Origin of the sequence: Bacillus sp. MM2020_4 (assembly GCF_011250555.1) — a bacterium.
GTDB lineage: Bacteria > Bacillota > Bacilli > Bacillales > Cytobacillaceae > Neobacillus.
In genome coordinates this window covers 20,547-39,431 of the sequence record NZ_JAANMZ010000043.1, presented here as the reverse complement: position 1 = coordinate 39,431, position 18,885 = coordinate 20,547, and the positions used below count along the sequence as shown (strand labels likewise).

Here is an 18,885-nt window from a genome sequence, read left to right as displayed (position 1 = left end):
CTATAAAACTTACTATAAGATATGAATGTAAGCACTTTCAATGACTGAATTTTTTAATAAATGCTATAAAAGGGAGTTATATTAAATGACAGAACAGAACATTCCGAGAAGTGAATATCCGCGTCCTCAATTCGAAAGGGCAGACTGGATGAATTTAAATGGTGAATGGAATTTTAAGTTTGATAGAGAGAACCAAGGTGAAAAGGAAAAGTGGTTCAAGGAACCAAATTTTGATAAAAAGATTATGGTTCCTTTTACATATGAAACAAAAGCCAGTGGAATTGGTGAAGAAGCATTTTGTTCTAATGTCTGGTATCAAAAAAGCGTAATGATTTCTAGTGAGTATGAAAAAAGGAATGTAATCCTTCATTTCCAAGCAGCTGATTATATAACAAAGCTATGGGTGAACGGCATTTTTGTTGGGGAAAGAAAAGGTGGGCAAATCGCTTTCTCTTTTGATATAACGAATTATGTAAATGAGAAAAATGAATTAAATTTGGTTGTGAAAATAGAAGATAGTCAAAGTTGCTTCCAACCAAGAGGAAAACAAAGATGGTTAAAGGATAGTTATGAATGCTGGTATGTTCAAACAACAGGAATTTGGCAAACAGTCTGGCTTGAGTTTTTAAATGACAACCATGTTCAAGCGGTCAAGATCACTCCTGATATAGATACAGAATCAGTGGAGTTTGCCTATGAAGTTGCAGGAAATATTGATCCATCATTAGTTTTGAAAACAACTATTTCATTTAATGGAGAGTCAATTAAAGCATTTGAGCAAACGGTAAATCGTCCATATCAAGCAATCAAGACGAATATTGCAAGTGAATTTCATCATTGGCGGGTTGTCCATTGGAGTCCACAAACTCCTAATTTATATGATGTCGAATTTACATTATTTAAGAATGGTGAAGTAGTGGATAACGTAAAGTCCTATTTTGGAATGAGAAAGATTTCAATTGAGAATGGGAATGTATTATTGAATAATATTCCACTCTATCAAAAACTTATTTTAGATCAGGGTTATTGGGAAGAGTCGCATTTAACACCGCCTTCAGATGAAGCAATCATTGAGGATATTGATCGAACAATGGAGATGGGCTTTAACGGGGTAAGGAAGCATATGAAAGTGGAAGATCAGCGTTTCCTTTATTGGGCTGATAAGAAAGGTCTGCTTGTTTGGTCTGAAATGGCTGCAACCTATGAGTTTTCAGATGAGGCGGTTCAGAATTTTACAGTGGAATGGATAGAAGTTGTTAAACAACAGTATAATCACCCATGCATCATTACATGGACCCCGTTTAATGAATCTTGGGGTGTGAAAAACATTTATACAAACCAAAAGCAACAAAAGTTTACCGAGGGGATCTATCATCTTACAAAGGCTATTGATAGTATGAGACCCGTTATTGTAAACGATGGATGGGAGCATACCATTTCAGACATTATCTCCCTGCACGATTATGTAGAATATGGTGATGATTTCTTAAAGCGATATAGCAATAAAGAAAAGGTAGTTCAAAACGAGATAGCATTTAATAACTTTAAACACGCGATGGCACAGGGCTATAAATATAAAGGCCAACCGATTATTATCAGTGAATATGGCGGTATTGCCTTCAATTCTGAAAAAGGCTGGGGCTATGGTAATCAGGTAAAGAGTGAAGAAGAGTTCTTACACCGTTATGAATCCATGACACAAGCAATAAAAGATACTCCATATATTAGTGGATTTTGCTATACACAAATTACCGATGTGCAGCAAGAGGTTAACGGCTTATTAAAGGAAAATCGAGAAGCTAAGGTAGACGTAAACAAAATCAGGGCAATTAACAATAAATAATGGCTAGATTGGTAATTAGGTATAATCCTGTGTGTCTGAAAATTGTAAAAGTTCGGCCAAGGGGATTTATATAGTAAACTATTTAGTTAAAAGTGTACTTGCTATTCATTAACCTGTATTTAATTGGGAGGGGGTACAACTTCAAGCTGTTAGGGTATCCGTTTAATAATAAAAAATCAGGGGGAAAACCAATGAGAAAAATATCAGTATTCATGTTCTCAATACTTTTTGTGGTTATGATGGCTTTGTCGGGATGCAGTTCTTCTAGTTCAGGATCCGGGGGCTCTTCTTCAGCTAAAAATGAAATTGTATATTGGAATCCGTTTACAGGGCCTGATGGCGAGAATATGAAACAAATCGTTAATGAATATAACAAGACAAATCCAAAATTCAAGATAAAGAATGTATCCATTGAAGCAGATGATATGTATAAAAAGATCCCAACAGTTGTTAACTCTGGAAAGGGTATCCCTGATCTTACAATTGTCCATGCTGAGAGAATTAAACAGTTTGTTGAGAACGACCTTTTAACCACTTATGACGATAAATTGGCAGACCATCCTGAAATTAAAGCTGAAAACTACGTACCAGCAGGCTGGAACATTGGTGATATTAATGGAAGTAGATATAGTGTCCCATTGGATGTACACAGTTTCGTCATGTATTACAATAAGGATTTACTAGAAAAATATGCACCACATGCACTCGATGATAATGTGATTACCTTTGATGAAATAAAGGCAGCTGGAGAATTGTCTAAAAAGGATAAAATCACTGGTATTGGTATAACATGGACGAGGCCAATCTTTTTATCGATTTACAATCAACTTGGTGGAGATATAACTAGTGACGGTGAAGCAGCAACTCTTAATACGCCAGAAGCAAAGAAAGCATTAGAACTATTAAAAGGGTTAGTGGATGGAAAAATTGCTAACAAGGATGGAGAAGACCCAGGTCAGTTATTCAAGTCTGGTAAGGCAATCTTTTACCCAGAAGGAATTTGGATGCAAAATAGTGTAAATGAAGCGAAGAACCTAAAGTGGGGGTTAACAAGCTTTCCTCAGATTGCACCTGATAAAATTGTAAACTGGACGTCCTCTCATCAATTCGTGATGTTCAAAGATAAAAATCGATCTGAAGAGAAGACAAAGGGAATAATGGATTTCCTTGATTATGTCAGAGAAAACTCACTTCCATGGGCGAAAGCTGGCCAAAACCCTGCCGCATTAGCGACATTAGATAATCCTGAATATCAAGAATTACCACAATCATTTTTAATAAAAAATCCTGATATGCAAAATACACTTAAAATCTTTGATTATAAGTACAATGGTTTTGTAGCCGAAGAAGTGGATAAATTGGTCGGCGATGCCATATATGGAAAGCTGGATATTGATAAGGGACTAAAGGCGGCTCAGAAAGCGGTTGATGATAAAATTGGAACGAATAAAAAGTAAAATGGCTTGAAAGCAGTTTCACTTTATTACTATTAGGTGTTAGTAGAATTATAGAGAAATCCTTATTGAGTATAAGGATTTCTCTCTCTATTCGATAACGTAAGAATAGGAGATTAAATTTATGATAAATACTGGAGTGAACAAGGAATTAACTATGTCTGCAGGTATAGAAAAACATTCGGATAAAAACCGTTTTAATCTATCTCCGTATCTTTACATCGGACCACATCTAATATTATTCGCTATTTTTTTTCTTTTTCCCACGTTATATGGTATTTATATTTCATTTACCAACTGGGATCTAATAGGAGATCCCGAATTTGTAGGATTTGCTAATTATAAAGAAATATTGGTTAATCAGGACTCTACCTTTTACGATCAACTACGTACCGGATTGGGAAATACATTTAAGTTTGTGTTGTTTACGGTTCCTGCCTGTATTATAGTTCCTTTATTGTTAGCTGCAGGTCTTAACACGAAACCGAAGGGGATGAAGTTTTTTCAAGCCTTATTCTACATGCCAACTTTGTTCTCTGTTTCGGCGGTCATGATTATTTTTTCCATGCTTTATAGTGTTTCTTTTGGGCCATTTAATCATTATCTTAATGTAGAAACGAACTGGATTGCTACCCAGCCATACGCTTGGATTACCTTAGTAACGGTTACTGTTTGGTGGACAATCGGTGCAAATATGATTATTTATCAGGCTGCTCTTAACGGTATTTCAAAAGATTTATATGAAGCTGCCGCTATGGATGGGGCAAACAGTATACAAAGATTCTTTAGAATCACGTTACCCAGTATAAGAGCTCAAATATTATATACGGTTGTCATTACAACCATCGCGCAATTTAATGTATATGGGCAGCCACTCATGTTAACAAAAGGTGGACCAACAAGCTCCACTACCGTTTTATTAATGTACATTCAAGAGAATGCGTTTGGTTCTGGAATTTCCATTGCCGGTATTGGAGCAGCAATGGCTGTAATCCTGGGTTTATGTATTATGGCTGTTTCAGCCATCCAATTCTTCTTTTTAAGACAACGTGATTAGGGGGTGCTTTCCTTGGCGAAAAAAAGAATTTCAAAAATTGTTGCTCTAGTCTTTTTACTATTAATGGTGTTTATCTGGATTGTCCCTGTCCTTTATACAATGGTCACATCCTTCAAAAGCGAGGCCGATATTCAAACAAATGCTTTTACAATTTTACCGATTAATTGGGTTATTGGTAATTACCAGGATGTCCTTTTTGGTAACACAAGTGCTCCAGTCGCCAAATGGTTTATGAACTCGCTTATTATATCAGTATCACAAACGATATTAGTATTAGTCATAGTTTCATTAGCTGGCTATGGATATTCAAGAATGAAATTTAAGGGAAGAGATGCGATCTTTGTCTTTTTAATGGCAACGATGATGTTCCCGGCAGTCGTAAATCTTATTCCACTCTATAAAATTATTGATACATTAGGTTGGGTAAATAATTATTTAGCGGCGATTGTTCCAGGGGCAGCTGGCGTATTTAATATTTTTCTTATAAGGCAATTTATGCAAGGCATTCCTAAGGAGTTTGATGAATCGGCGAGAGTGGATGGTGCTTCCGATTTTCAAATATTTATTAAGTTGATCTTACCACTAATAAGACCTGTATTGACGGTTGTCGCATTGTTTACATTTACAGCCTCTTGGAATGACTTCCTATGGCCATCCATTGTGTTTAATGACGTGGAGAAAATGCCCATTACACCAGGATTACAGTTACTTCAGGGGATGTATGCACTAGATGTAGCCCATGCTTTAACTGGAGCGTTGGTAGCCATTGTTCCAACATTTATCCTTTATTTATTCACACAAAAATACTTTATGGAATCACTCTCCCTGTCATCTGGGGTGAAAGGGTAATAAACCAATTTCTGCCTGGGGGGGTTACTGGTGAATAGAAAACTAGAAAGACGATTAGTGATGGTCGGTTCTATATGGCAAATAGTCTCGGGTCTCCTTACTATTTTTGTTTATGCATCGTATATAAAAAATGAGGGATTAAATTCTTCGTATAACACTCTAGCAAAATGGGAGGCTGCACAATCTATATTTGGCAGTTTGTATATGTTTTCGGTTACCTTTGGGATGCTATTTGTTATTCTCGGAATGGTAAACTTTGTCTTAGCGAAAACATTGAAGGACGATCAAGCAGAAGTGAAGAAACCTATCTGGTTTCTTTTAGTAGGGTTAGCTTCCTATCTTGTGATGGACCTTTTAGGATCTTTGATGTTTCTATCGGCAGGAATTTTAGCATTAGCTAAAAATAAATCAATTTCAAAGTTAGTAAGCAGTCAATTACAGAATCTATAGTCTATAACCAAAGGAAAATAAAACTTCCCTCATTTCTTTTGGTTATAGGTTTGATTTGGAGGGTCAAATATTGGAGTCTCAAACCCACAACACCATTTCAGGTCAAAGAAATGAAATGTTTATGAATCCCCTGCTTGAAAGCGGCCCAGATCCTTACATGTATAAACATGAAGACGGTTACTATTATTTGACTATTACTTTGTCTGATCATATCGCAATTTGGAGGAGCCCGACCATAACAGGGTTTTCGACAGCAGCGAAAAAGATAATATGGTCTCCTCCAGCGGAAGGTCCATATAGCCATAATATTTGGGCACCTGAAATCCACTATATTAACGGAAAATGGTTCATTTATTTTACTGCAAATGATGGTGGTGGGGATGAAACTCGGCGTATCTTTGTCCTTGAAAATCCTTCACCGAATCCATTGCAGAGCAAGTGGCATTTCAGGGGTGCGGTGAATACCGAACATCATGGTTTAGATGGGACCGTCCTGCAGCATAAGAATGTATTATATTTTCTTTACTCAGGATATGGATATTTTCCTGAGTATGGATCAGCATTATACATCGCAAAAATGGAAAACCCGTTGACACTAATAGGTGAAAACATATTACTTTCGGCTCCGACGGATGAATGGGAGAAACAAGGTGGAATGGCAATAAATGAAGGACCCATATGTCTAAAACGGAACGGTAAACTTTTTCTCGTTTTTTCTGCAAGTGCAACATGGTCTGATGACTATTGCTTAGGGATGCTTACAGCAAGTGAAACGGCTAACCTTCTTGATCCTGATTCTTGGATAAAGCATCCAGGACCCGTTTTCTCAAAAAGTATAAAAAACCGAGTATTTTCCCCTGGCCATAATAGCTTTACCCAATCCCCAGATGGAACGGAGGACTGGCTTGTTTACCACGCATTTTCGTTTTCGGAGGCTGAGGGAGACCATCGGCTGGGAAGACTCCGGAATCTAAGGGTTCAAAAAATCAACTGGAAACCAGACGGTACCCTTGATTTTGGTTCACCACTGCCAGCCTACACACCGATGGCCAAACCTTCTGGAGAAGTGTAGCCTTTATGCTAGTAAGCTGAAGGGAGTTCCACTTCTAACTGTCCATCCCACGCGGATAGGTGTTCATGAAGGGTGTCAGGCACCGATTTCCAATAAATGTATGAATCCGACTATTTAAAACCCCTTCTCGATTGGAGAAGGGGTTTTGGTCTATTTATTTGGCACATCGATAACAAATGGAACTGTAAAGACTTTACCTTCGTATTTAAATTGTCCCCAAACTTTATAAACGCCTGATTTTGGAAAAATCGTCATGAAGATGACCTTTGGACCATTTCCAGAGGTCGTCATCGGATGGATGTGTAAGTAGTTCTCAGCATCCGCACTCATGGCAACCGTGTGGCCCATGGCGCCTAAATAGGGCTGCAGATTTTTAATCGGATTATTTGTTGCTGCATCCGTGATCGTATAGGTCATATGTAGCGTTTCTCCCGCCTTCAGTTGACTAAATGAGAGGGTCACTTTTTTTCCATCCACTACTTTGACTAGCTCCTGATCTGGAACCAATGGCACTTCCTGTGCAGCTTCACCCTCCACATGCTGCCAATGGCTTTCAATACTGCTATCCCCACCACCCTTTGGGGTAACATCAGCAATCATCTTATAGTCGCTACCTGCCGGAAAAGTGGTTGAAAGAGTAAATTCCCCATTTCCTTTATAGTTTGGGTGGATATGTGAAAAATAAGATAAATCCTTACTTACAATAAATAAATGCATCTTTTTCTCATGGATGGTTTCGAAGGAATGGATGGGTTGATTGGTTTTATCTTTTATCAAAATGGAGATTGGAATGTTTTCGTTTGCTTGTGGATGCTCCGCGATTTTCCATTCAGATTTTGTTGGTATGACATTTGTTGGCGTCGCGCTCATTTTATGATCCATCGTTGACTTGGGGACTTTTATTGAGTTACATGCAGATAATAAAACAATGGATAATAAAAGAATGGCCATTATGAAATGTTTCATGGGTTTGCTCCCTTCACATCATAGTTCATCCATATACTGTACATTACCTATTTGACCCAATGCAAGAATTTTATGTAAATATACTAGTCAACAATCTTAATAATAATGATAATATAGAAAAGACTCTGTAATGTGGAAACACTATTGGGGAAAAATACGTCTTTACTAAAGACGTGTCGTTCTGTAGTTTTTTAAAAAGTGAACTTTGGAGGAATTAAGCAGTTGATACCGTTATATTTGATGCATGTAACAGCAGTGGAGCACAGTGAAAATCTGCTTTGGACTTTTGTAACGATTAACATCTTTGTGGTTACTTCTGGAATTATTTTTATGTATAAATTATTTACCCAAAGGAAAGTTCGGATTGCTGGAATTGTATTTGGACTCGCCCTAGCTATCAATTATATCCTAATAGCTATTTTTGGAGATCCATTTGATCTTCTTGGGTAGGGGAATGAGAGGAGATGAAAGTTTGAAATATTACCGTTTATGGGTGATTGCCTTTTTATTAAAATTTATAGGATCTGCATGGGATGCTTCGTATCACTTTAAGTATTTGTTTGAAGAATATTCGATTCCTCATATTGTTAATACACTTGGTTTTGTCCTGGGTGGTTACTTATTACTTCAGGAATGGCGGCGCTCGCAATACATGGACCAGTTTTCAAGAAATCTGATTACGATTGGTTATGTTATCTTTTTAATCGGGATCCCACTAGATTTTACGTATCATATTGCGTACGGTATTGATTTAACGACATGGAGCCCGACGCATTTTATTTATTATATTGGAACGGGTATCATGATATTTGGCGTCTGGCGTGGCTATTACTTGTACACGAAGGATGTATGGCCAACTTGGAAATCCCTGCATACATGGTTTGCGATGTTTCTTCTCGAATGCTTGATGTTCCCGAACATGCAGCAGGAAAATGGGGCCATTTCTTATGATCAGTACATTCACGGAAAATCGATTGCCTCTCAAGAAATCCTAGAGCTTATCTCGGATCCTGCATCGCAAATTTTTGGCGGTATTCCGGAATGGGTGTATCCTATCTATTCGGTGTTGATGGTAGCGTTGCTTTCGGTGTTGATTGTTCGAATTTGCCGTGATTTTACGATTCCAGTAATGGCAGCAGTTCTCTATATTTTGCTCCGATTTGTTGGAAAAGCAACTTTTGCAGCTGTGGGATATCCAACATCCTATGTACCAATCACACTAATCTTGATCCCGCTTTGCTATTTCTTGTTTAGGAAAACCAACTGGATAGCAGGTCTCACTGGCAGTGTAACGTACTTTCTTGTTCTGTTCGCCATCCATAAGTATGACCTACTCATCACACCGCCACTGGAAATGTGGGAGATCATACCCGTCGCCATCTTTGGCGCTCTAGTTCCTGTAATCAATGGATTAGTCAAATCACAAATAGCTATTAAAAAGAATAAACAACCTGCATAACGTAGAAAGGGTGTCAGGCACCCTTTTTTTTATGACAATTATGTGAAATGATTCACAATTATAAGTAGGAATGTGATGAACTTCACAATTTTCTTGAGGTCAGGTAATTACAATATAGATATAGAGATTATCGTGAATAACGTAATTAAACAGAACAGATAGGGAGCGACCAAATGATGAAAAAAGTAGTGATGATCGGAAACGGAATGGCTGGGGTTAGAACGATTGAAGAAATCCTCAAACTAGCACCGGAACAATTTGAGATAACGATTTTTGGACAAGAACCACATCCAAACTACAATCGAATCAAGTTATCCAACATCTTGCAGGGCGATACAAACTTTGATGAAATCATTATCAATTCGCTAGATTGGTATAAAGAAAATCAAATTCAATTATATACAAGGGAATCAATTGTAAAAATTGATGTGGAAGCCAAGTGTGTTATCAGTGATCAGGGGCGAGAAGTCGAATATGATGAATTAATTATTGCGACAGGCTCAAATTCTTTCATTCTGCCGATTCCGGGTGCAGACAAAATCGGTGTAACCGGGTTCCGTGATATCCAAGATTGTGAAATGATGATCAAGTCAGCGCGGCAGTTTAAAAAGGCTGTGGTCATTGGTGGCGGGCTATTAGGTCTTGAAGCTGCAAGAGGATTGTTGAATCTTGGTATGACAGTAGATGTAGTCCATTTAATGCCACATCTAATGGAACGACAATTGGATCCAATTGCCTCTTCTCTACTAAGAGCAGAACTTGAAGCCCAAGGTATGAACTTCTTAATGGAAAAAGAAACGGTTGAGATACTTGGAGATGACCGCGTCACTGGCCTTCGTTTTAAAGACGGATCCGAAGTTGGTGCTGACCTTGTCGTGATGGCGATTGGGATTAAATCCAATACAGCTATCGCGAAAAATAGCGGCATCTACGTCAATCGCGGTATTGTGATCAATGACTTTATGGAAACGAGTGCCCCGCATGTATATGCGGTAGGGGAATGTGCTGAGCACAGAGAAATTGTTTATGGCTTGGTGGCCCCGTTATATGAACAAGGAAAAGTATTAGCACAGCGAATATGCCGACAAGCAGGAGATCCATACGCAGGATCCATTACCGGAACACAGCTAAAGGTGGCAGGAGTTGACCTCTTCTCTGCCGGAGAAATTTTTGAAGACGACACGACCAAATCAATCATGGTTTATAACGAGTTTGATGGAATCTATAAACGGGTGTTAACTAGAGATAATGTGATTGTTGGAATTGTTCTTTATGGGGACACAAAGGACAGCACACGGCTATTCCGGATGTTAACGAAAAAAGAAGACATTAGTGGGGTATCCATTTTTCAAACAGCATGTATGGGAAGCGAGGCAAGTGATGATATTGCCGCCATGCCGAATGATGAACTGGTTTGCGGTTGTAATGGTGTGACAAAAGGGGCGATTGTTGAAGCGATTAAGGCGCATGGCCTCACAACTCTTGACCAAGTCAGCCATTGCACAAACGCCGGACGTTCATGCGGCCGCTGTAAACCGATGGTCAGCAGCATTCTTGCCCATACACTTGGTGACCAATTTGATGCTGCCGCGGCACAAAAGACGAGTATTTGCGGTTGTACTACGCTTAGCCGAGAGGAATTGGTGGCAGAAATCAAGGCCAAGGGCTTAACAAGTGTAAAAGAGGTCATGAACGTCCTTGAGTGGAACAATGAGGAAGGCTGCACGAAATGCCGTCCGGCCATCAACTATTACCTTGGCATGATTCACATGGATGAATACAAGGATGACCGTGATTCCCGGTTGGTTAACGAAAAAATGCATGCCAATATTCAAAAAGACGGAACGTACTCGGTAGTACCAAGAATGTATGGCGGAGTCACAACGGCTGCGGATTTGAAAAAAATTGCTGAAGTCGCAGAAAAGTACAATGTTCCGTTAGTAAAATTAACCGGTGGACAGCGGATTGGCTTGTTCGGTGTGAAAAAAGAAGATCTGCCGTCTATGTGGGAAGAACTCGATATGCCGTCAGGTTATGCTTATGGAAAAACACTGCGTACCGTTAAAACATGCGTTGGTGCACAATTCTGCCGCTATGGCACCCAAGATTCCATGGCTCTTGGCATCGAGCTGGAAAAGAAATTTGAACGTCTTGATACACCGCATAAAGTAAAAATGGGCGTATCCGCTTGTCCGCGAAACTGCTCTGAAGCAGGAATCAAAGATATTGGCTTTGTCGGTATTGATGGCGGCTGGGAAATTTACGTTGCGGGTAACGGGGGTGTGGATCTTCGTCCTGGTGATTTACTATTCACGGTGAAAACGGAAGAAGAAGTCATGGAGATGACGGGAGCTTATCTCCAATACTACCGGGAAACAGCGAATTATTTAGAGCGTACGTCAAAATGGGTGGAACGCATGGGTCTTGATCATGTGAAAGAAGTCCTGGCGGATGAAGAAACGCGTAAAGCGTTAAACGAACGCATGGATCAAACATTGAAAAAGTATATCGAACCTTGGAATGAAGCGATTCAAAGTGAAGAAATTCAAGATAAATATTATACTAAACACATCGTAGCGGTTGGGAGTGAGTCCAAATGATTAAAACCTTAACACGGATTCCAGTAGCACATTATTCGAATTTAAAGGCAAGATCAGGCTATTCTATTAAAATTGATGACATGGAAATTGCGCTATTTAAGGTCACAACTGGCGAGGTTTATGCACTTGAAAATCACAGTCCACATCCGAAAGGGGGCGTCCTTTCCGAAGGGCTTGTCAGCGGCCATTATGTTTACTGCCCAGTCTATGATTGGAAGATTTCATTAGCTGATGGTACAGTTCAGGCTCCAGACGAGGGGCAAGTGCGGGCTTTTCAAGTGGAAATTAATGATGATATCATTTTTATCGTATTATAGGAGCTGTTTTTCTTAGAATTTGAAAAAAGCCTTACTTAAAAGAACCTCAGAAAATATTTTATCGGCGAATTAAGCATGTTTATCAGCGAATCTTAAAAACTACTATCTTAGGCATGGCGACACGAAAGGAAGGCTGCATAATGAAAACAGGAAAAGTGTTTTTAGTTGGGGCAGGGCCAGGGGACGTTGGATTAATCACTGTTAAAGGAATGGAAGCCATTAAGCAAGCTGAGGTCATTTTATATGATCGGCTTGCCAATCCAAAGCTATTGGAATTTGCCCCTAGGGATTGCGAGTTGATTTACTGCGGGAAATTGCCAGATCGCCATATTTTACGGCAGGAGAATATTAATGACCTGTTGGTGGAAAAGGCAATGGCAGGAAAAATAGTCGTCCGTTTAAAAGGCGGCGATCCCGGCGTTTTCGGCCGCGTGGGGGAAGAAGCGGCCGCCCTTGCCCAATACCAAATTCCTTTTGAGATTGTTCCAGGTATTTCATCGGGGATTGCAGCCCCCCTTTATGCCGGGATTCCTGTGACACATAGGGAGCATGCTGAATCCTTTGCCGTCGTCACCGCACATGACAAATCCCAGAACGGTAAACCATTGCTCGACTGGGCAGGGCTTGCCCGCGGTGTGGATACGATTGCCTTTTACATGGGAGTGGGGAATTTACCGTTTATCTGCGAAAATCTTGTAAGCAATGGTAAGCCAGCCTCCACACCGGTGATTTTAATCCAATGGGGGACATTTGGCCGCCAAAAAACCTTGCAAGGGACACTTGCAAATATCTCTGAGAAAGTGTTGAAGGCTAAGTTCACCAATCCTGCGATTATTCTTGTCGGCGGAGTGATTTCTCTTCGGGAAAAGATTAGCTGGTTTGAGAATAAGCCCTTGTATGGCCGGCAAATCCTCTTGGCCCGAACAGGTGAGAGCGTAAGCGGAATGGCGCAGCATTTGATGGATCAAGGCGCTGATGTTATCGAATTTCCGAAATGGAAAAAGACCGTACTGCCAGTTGACCTAACAAAGGTGTCATCGTATGACAGGATTCTATTTACCTCACCTGAGAGTGTTGGCGAATTTTTCAGGGCTGTTTTTGAAAATGGCGTCGATGTCCGAAAAATAGGTGCTGATTTTTACGGAGCATCTACAAAATCGGTGAAAGCGCTAAATGAGCGTGGATTTACCGCGAAGCTTGCTGAGGAGATGACGAAGACTGGAAACTTACTAATTGTTGGTGACGATAGTATTTTGCAAAAAGGCTATGAAATGACCGACTTTTTAGTTACTAGTAAGAAAGAGTTGGATCGTCAATTCCTGCCGATTTTTAAAAGAATGCTAGAGGAAGCAAATGTGAATACATTGGTATTCCCTAGCAGCGCCTCTGTTGGGCCGTTTGTTGATGCATTGCAAGAATGCGACATCGATGCCCTCAAGTTATTGAGAGATTTGCAAGTTGTCAGTATGGGAAAACAAACAATGGCCGAAGTGGAAGCTGCAGGACTGCCTTCCCACGGAATGCCAGAAAAAGCAACAATGGATGCCCTAGTTGACTTTTTGGCAAGTCAGCAATGTAAGGAAGTGTAAGGGATGAAAGCCATTCTGTATATCGCACACGGAAGCCGGCGGGCTGCTGCAAATGCAAAATTTATTGCCTTTATTCAAAAAGTAATGCAGCGGTCTCCGGCAGTCATTCAGGCATTTGGTTTCCTTGAACATACTGAGCCATCTGTGACGCAGGCAATTGAAACCTGTATCGGGCAGGGGGCAAGTGAGATTACAGTTGTCCCTGTATTCTTATTGCCAGGAATTCATACAAATGTTGATATTCCCGCGGAGTTGGAACGCTATCCGGATAGTGTCTGTCAATATGGAAAACCGCTTGGTGTTGAGGATGTTTTGGTAAGCATTCTTGTGGATAGGCTCGGTGAGGCAGGCTTTGGCGGGTTGGAGAACGAGACGGTGCTGTTGGTGGGGCATGGGAGCCGTGTGACTGAAGCAGCGATTGAATTTGAAAGACTTGCTTCAAATTTAGCTGAGAAAATGGCTTGTAAGGTTCTCACAGCCTTCGTTACAACGCCGCCATTTTATCAAGGGGTGGCAGGGAAACTAGCGGACCAGAAGATTTATATTCTCCCCTATTTCTTGTTTTCAGGAGGATATACCGTCAAAATGGAGAAAGAACTAGATGGGGATGTTGTTTTTTGTGAACCGATAGGCTTTGATGAAAAATTAATTCCGCTGATTGAAAAACGGGCAACGGAGGTGGAGCATGAGTTCAAATTATCCGATTATGATACAGCTTGAAGGGAAAAAAGTTGTGGTCGTTGGCGGCGGAAAGGTAGCTGAGCGGAAGGTTAGCGGCCTACTAGTGTCAGGGGCTCGTATAGTGATGATTAGCCCGAAAGCAACGGAAAAATTACAAGAGCTTTTCGAGGCTGGAAAAATTGAATGGTTGCAACGGCCGTTTTGTGATGTCGATTTAAAGGGAGCGTTTATGGTTTTTGCGGCCACAAATGATAGTAGGGTGAATCAATTGATAAAAGAATCTGTGGAACCTCACCAACTGGTCATGATAGTGGATGACCCGGATGGATCCGATTTTCACCTTCCAGCGGTTGTATATCGAGGTCGTTTGTCGATTGCTGTTTCAACGGGCGGTGCCAGCCCAACGCTTTCCAAGAAGATTCGTGCGCAGCTTGAACGAGAGTTTGATGACAAGTACGCGGAATACCTCGAGTTTCTTTTTATGAAGAGGAAGTGGATTATTGGTGAAGTTGCAGACCCTGCTTTAAAAAGAAGTTTGTTAACAGCTATCGTTAGTGACGATTTTTTGCACAGCCTCGATCGTGAGGGAGATTTTCAGCGGCTATATGAGGGATTGATTTACTAACGATACCATGTACTTGAGGGTCTCTCCTTAGGTAATTCTGTGAAAAAAGAACTCAAACATCGATGTAGACGCATTCGTAATCCATGAATTTACCAAATTACTCTCGAACCATCGTGATAAATAAAACATCCCCATGCCTAAATGACTTTTTCATCTCAAATCCATGTTTTTCGTAGAGATGAATAGCACGGGTATTAAATGCCACCACGGTTAGTCGGAGTGATACCGTACCGACCTGACTCTGTATATGATTTAGAATAAACGTTAAAAACAACTGACCTCGCCCTTGCCCCGTAAATATGGGGTTCATCCCAATCCCGATATCCAAAAAACCAGCAGGGTAGGCCCCAAATATACTTCCAATCGGTACCTGTGCCGATTCCCCCATGCAGAAATATCCGAATATCTCATCAAGATCGTCTACGACCACAAAATAGGAATGATTCAGCAATTCCCTCACAGCCGCCACACTGTACTCATTATTATAAAAATCATAGGGCGCCTCGTATTTCCAACTCAATATTTCTTCTGCAAAAATAACATCCATTTCCATCACTTGTAGTAACATAAAGTCCCTCCCAACATTCAAGTAAGGTCAGAGTACACTGGCGTTTTATAAGGTGATTATATCGCAACAGGGGAAATTTTACCTATTTTTGAAAAAAATTCAGAAAAGTAGTTCCATTTTTGAAAAGTGTGTTATATAATACAAAACATAAATAGTTGTTGTATTATAACAAAGAGGTGATCAAGTTCATGTCGACGCAAACGACAGGTATTGAAGTGGTTGGGGCATTGAAAGCCCAGTACGATGAGGTTTTAACACCAGAGGCTTTAAATTTTATTGAAGAATTGGAACGCAACTTTGGTGAAAGAAGAGTGGAACTGTTACAGTACAGGGAAAAACGACAAGCAGAAATTGATAATGGGAAATTGCCAGATTTCCTGCCTGAAACGAAGCATATCCGGAATGGGGAGTGGACAGTTGCACCACTGCCGAAAGACCTTCAAGACCGCCGGGTAGAAATTACCGGACCAACTGACCGGAAAATGGTGATCAATGCCTTAAACTCAGGGGCAAAATTATTTATGGCAGATTTTGAGGATGCCACTTCACCGACATGGGAAAATGCGGTTGAAGGACAAATCAACCTACGGGATGCAATAAACCGGACGATTATCTTCGAACATCCAAATGGAAAGAAATATACCCTTAATGAGGAAACGGCAGTCCTGATCCCTAGACCGCGTGGCCTCCACCTTGAGGAAAAACATGTGCTATTAGATGGCAAGTCTATCTCAGGAAGCTTTTTCGATTTTGGGTTGTACTTTTTCCATAATGTAAAAAACCTGCTGGCTAGAGGTACTGGACCCTATTTCTACCTTCCAAAACTTGAAAGCCATTTAGAAGCCCGGCTTTGGAATGATGTGTTTGTGTATGCACAAGAAAAGCTTGGAATTCAACAGGGAACCATTAAAGCAACGGTTTTGATTGAAACAATTATGGCGGCGTTTGAAATGGATGAGATTCTTTATGAATTAAAGGAGCATTCAGCAGGCTTAAACTGCGGCAGATGGGATTATATTTTCAGTTTCATTAAAAAGCTGCGGAACCAAACGGATGTTATTTTACCAGATCGAGCTCAAGTCACGATGACTTCGCCGTTTATGCGTTCTTACTCATTACTTACGATTCAAACCTGTCATCGCCGTAAAGCACCGGCAATGGGCGGAATGGCTGCCCAAATCCCGGTGAAAAATAACCCACGGGCAAACGAAGAGGCCTTTGCCAAAGTCCGTGCTGATAAAGAGCGAGAAGCACGAGATGGACATGATGGAACATGGGTAGCCCATCCAGGACTTGTGCCGGTGGCAATGGAAGCATTCGATCGTGAAATGCCAACACCAAACCAAATACACACACCGAAGCAACAAAAAATTACGATTACCGCACAAGACCTACTTGAGGTACCGGGCGGAACGATTACAGAAACAGGCGTCCGCACGAATATTAATGTGGGCATTCAATATGTCGCTTCATGGCTTTCCGGCAGAGGTGCCGCACCAATTTATCATTTAATGGAGGACGCGGCAACAGCTGAGATTTCACGTGCCCAGCTTTGGCAGTGGATCCGCCATCCGAAAGGTGTACTCGCTGACGGCAGGAAAGTAACAATTGAAATGTATGAGCAATTGAAGGTAGAGGAACTGGAAAGAATCAAACAGGAAATTGGAACGCCAGGCTTCGAAAATGGCCGGTTTGATGAAGCTGTTCACCTTTTTGATAAATTAATTTTAGAGGATGAGTTTGTTGATTTCTTAACATTACCTGGATATAAGCAATTATAAAATAGCTATTAAATTTTACTAGATTAATAGGAGGAAAATAAAATGACAAATTTAAGAGTAGCGCAATTACAAGAAAGTTGGGAAATGGATAGCCGTTGGAATGGAATTACACGACCATACACTGCGGAGGATGTCATTAAATTGCGTGGGTCGATTGATATTGAACATACTTTGGCACAAAAGGGCTCCGAAAAACTATGGAAACTATTAAATGAAGAAGACTATATTAATGCCCTTGGTGCCTTAACAGGAAATCAGGCGGTCCAGCAGGTAAAAGCAGGACTGAAAGCCATTTACTTAAGCGGCTGGCAAGTAGCGGCAGACGCCAACCTTTCCGGACATATGTATCCGGACCAAAGCTTGTATCCGGCTAACAGCGTTCCAAGTGTTGTGAAACGAATTAATCAAGCATTACAGCGTGCTGACCAAATCACCCATTCAGAGGGAGATGATTCCATCGATTGGTTCGCCCCGATTGTTGCCGATGCGGAAGCAGGCTTTGGCGGCCAATTAAACTGTTTCGAATTGATGAAGGGCATGATTGAGGCCGGTGCGTCAGGTGTACACTTTGAAGATCAGCTTTCTTCTGAGAAAAAGTGCGGCCACTTAGGTGGTAAAGTATTGCTGCCAACACAAACGGCGGTTCGCAATTTGATTGCGGCACGGTTAGCGGCTGATGTGATGGGCGTGCCAACGGTACTAGTTGCCCGGACGGATGCCAATGCGGCAGATTTAATTACAAGTGATATCGATATGAATGATGCGCCTTTCATTACCGGCGAGCGGACACCGGAAGGATTTTTCCGGGTGAAAGCAGGGATTAACCAAGCGATTGCCCGCGGCTTAGCTTACGCTCCATACGCCGACCTTATTTGGTGTGAGACTTCTGAACCAAATATTGAGGAGGCTAGACAATTCGCCGAAGCCATTCATGAGCAGTTCCCTGGTAAGTTACTCGCTTACAACTGTTCACCATCCTTTAACTGGAAAAAGAAGCTCGATCAAGAAACGATTGCAACATTCCAACAAGAGCTTGGGAAAATGGGCTACAAGTTCCAATTCGTCACACTTGCTGGCTTCCATGCTTTAAACCATGGTATGTTCGAGCTTGCACGCGGCTACAAAGAGCGCGGCATGGCGGCATACTCCGAATTACAGCAAGCTGAATTTGAGAGCGAGCAGTATGGCTACACGGCAACACGTCACCAGCGTGAGGTTGGAACTGGTTACTTTGACCAAGTTTCCATGGTGATTACAGGTGGAACGTCTTCAACAACAGCTTTAAAAGGCTCTACGGAAGAAGAACAATTCACGGGCGCAACTAAAAAATAATGCCGTAGGGCTGCGGCGGCGGATCCTTCCCTCCATATTGGAGGGGAGGATTTTTTTCGGGGGAGGGGCATGGGTTACTGTCGGATAAGGAAGAGTAACTGTTGGATAAGCTATGTTTACTATCGGCTAGAAGAAGATAACTGTCGGATAAGCTATACTTACTGTTGTATAGCTACTTTTCCCCTCAAAAAGGCAATTCCGTTATCGATTACTTTGGTCTGGAACACTTTTTAGGGTATTAT

The 18,885-nt window shown here is 41.0% G+C and carries 17 protein-coding genes; 15 read left to right on the top strand and 2 right to left on the bottom strand.

The genetic code is table 11. The features are described 5' to 3' along the window. Positions 1–85: 85 nt before the first annotated feature. The 6 genes from G6554_RS20385 to G6554_RS20360 all read left to right on the top strand — a co-directional run bounded on the left by G6554_RS20385 (position 86) and on the right by G6554_RS20360 (position 6,725). Entirely contained in the window at positions 86–1,843 is a 1,758-nt protein-coding gene (locus tag G6554_RS20385) for a glycoside hydrolase family 2 protein (RefSeq protein WP_166245235.1), read from the top strand. Positions 1,844–2,034: 191 nt separating this feature from the next. Then, entirely contained in the window at positions 2,035–3,300 is a 1,266-nt protein-coding gene (locus G6554_RS20380) for an extracellular solute-binding protein (protein ID WP_166245233.1), read from the top strand. A gap of 121 nt (positions 3,301–3,421) precedes the next feature. Continuing rightward, on the top strand, positions 3,422–4,354 hold the full coding sequence (locus tag G6554_RS20375) for a carbohydrate ABC transporter permease (protein ID WP_242637733.1): 933 nt from the start codon (positions 3,422–3,424) through the stop codon (positions 4,352–4,354). Positions 4,355–4,366: 12 nt separating this feature from the next. Beyond that, positions 4,367–5,203, top strand: a complete 837-nt coding sequence (locus G6554_RS20370; RefSeq protein ID WP_166245231.1) for a carbohydrate ABC transporter permease — start codon at positions 4,367–4,369, stop codon at positions 5,201–5,203. A 30-nt stretch (positions 5,204–5,233) separates the two neighbouring features. After that, positions 5,234–5,653, top strand: coding sequence for a hypothetical protein (locus G6554_RS20365; RefSeq protein ID WP_166245229.1), 420 nt, complete (start codon positions 5,234–5,236; stop codon positions 5,651–5,653). A gap of 70 nt (positions 5,654–5,723) precedes the next feature. After that, positions 5,724–6,725, top strand: coding sequence for a glycoside hydrolase family 43 protein (locus tag G6554_RS20360; RefSeq protein ID WP_242637734.1), 1,002 nt, complete (start codon positions 5,724–5,726; stop codon positions 6,723–6,725). 150 nt (positions 6,726–6,875) lie between these two features. Here G6554_RS20360 and G6554_RS20355 read toward each other — a convergent pair whose 3' ends face one another. After that, entirely contained in the window at positions 6,876–7,691 is an 816-nt protein-coding gene (locus G6554_RS20355) for a hypothetical protein (RefSeq protein ID WP_166245227.1), read from the bottom strand. Positions 7,692–7,913: 222 nt separating this feature from the next. Between G6554_RS20355 and G6554_RS20350 the strand changes: the two genes are divergently transcribed. From G6554_RS20350 to G6554_RS20320, 7 genes are all read left to right on the top strand, one after another. Then, positions 7,914–8,141: a hypothetical protein gene (locus G6554_RS20350; RefSeq protein WP_166245225.1), complete on the top strand. Its 228-nt coding sequence runs from the start codon at positions 7,914–7,916 to the stop codon at positions 8,139–8,141. A 22-nt stretch (positions 8,142–8,163) separates the two neighbouring features. Further along, entirely contained in the window at positions 8,164–9,150 is a 987-nt protein-coding gene (locus G6554_RS20345) for a hypothetical protein (protein ID WP_166245223.1), read from the top strand. Between the two features lie 173 nt (positions 9,151–9,323). Continuing rightward, the gene (gene nirB, locus G6554_RS20340; RefSeq protein ID WP_166245221.1) at positions 9,324–11,750 is read left to right on the top strand and encodes a nitrite reductase large subunit NirB; all 2,427 of its coding nucleotides are present in this window, start codon (positions 9,324–9,326) and stop codon (positions 11,748–11,750) included. Continuing rightward, a complete protein-coding gene (gene nirD / locus G6554_RS20335; RefSeq protein ID WP_166245219.1) occupies positions 11,747–12,067 on the top strand; it encodes a nitrite reductase small subunit NirD in 321 nt (106 codons plus the stop codon). The genes nirB and nirD overlap by 4 nt, the downstream gene beginning before the upstream one ends. Before the next feature lie 140 nt (positions 12,068–12,207). Next, positions 12,208–13,656, top strand: a complete 1,449-nt coding sequence (gene cobA, locus G6554_RS20330; RefSeq protein ID WP_166245217.1) for a uroporphyrinogen-III C-methyltransferase — start codon at positions 12,208–12,210, stop codon at positions 13,654–13,656. Between the two features lie 3 nt (positions 13,657–13,659). Continuing rightward, entirely contained in the window at positions 13,660–14,376 is a 717-nt protein-coding gene (locus G6554_RS20325; RefSeq protein WP_166245214.1) for a sirohydrochlorin chelatase, read from the top strand. Beyond that, positions 14,342–14,962 (top strand): precorrin-2 dehydrogenase/sirohydrochlorin ferrochelatase family protein, encoded by a 621-nt coding sequence (locus tag G6554_RS20320; protein WP_166245212.1) that lies wholly within the window; start codon positions 14,342–14,344, stop codon positions 14,960–14,962. Before G6554_RS20325 ends, G6554_RS20320 begins: the two co-directional genes overlap by 35 nt. Positions 14,963–15,059: 97 nt before the next feature. Here G6554_RS20320 and G6554_RS20315 read toward each other — a convergent pair whose 3' ends face one another. Beyond that, entirely contained in the window at positions 15,060–15,530 is a 471-nt protein-coding gene (locus G6554_RS20315) for a GNAT family N-acetyltransferase (protein ID WP_166245210.1), read from the bottom strand. Between the two features lie 188 nt (positions 15,531–15,718). Here G6554_RS20315 and aceB point away from each other — a divergent pair, with 188 nt between their 5' ends. Both aceB and aceA read left to right on the top strand, forming a co-directional pair. After that, positions 15,719–17,311: a malate synthase A gene (gene aceB / locus G6554_RS20310; RefSeq protein WP_166245208.1), complete on the top strand. Its 1,593-nt coding sequence runs from the start codon at positions 15,719–15,721 to the stop codon at positions 17,309–17,311. Positions 17,312–17,353: 42 nt separating this feature from the next. Further along, on the top strand, positions 17,354–18,643 hold the full coding sequence (gene aceA / locus G6554_RS20305; protein WP_166245206.1) for an isocitrate lyase: 1,290 nt from the start codon (positions 17,354–17,356) through the stop codon (positions 18,641–18,643). Positions 18,644–18,885 lie beyond the last annotated feature (242 nt).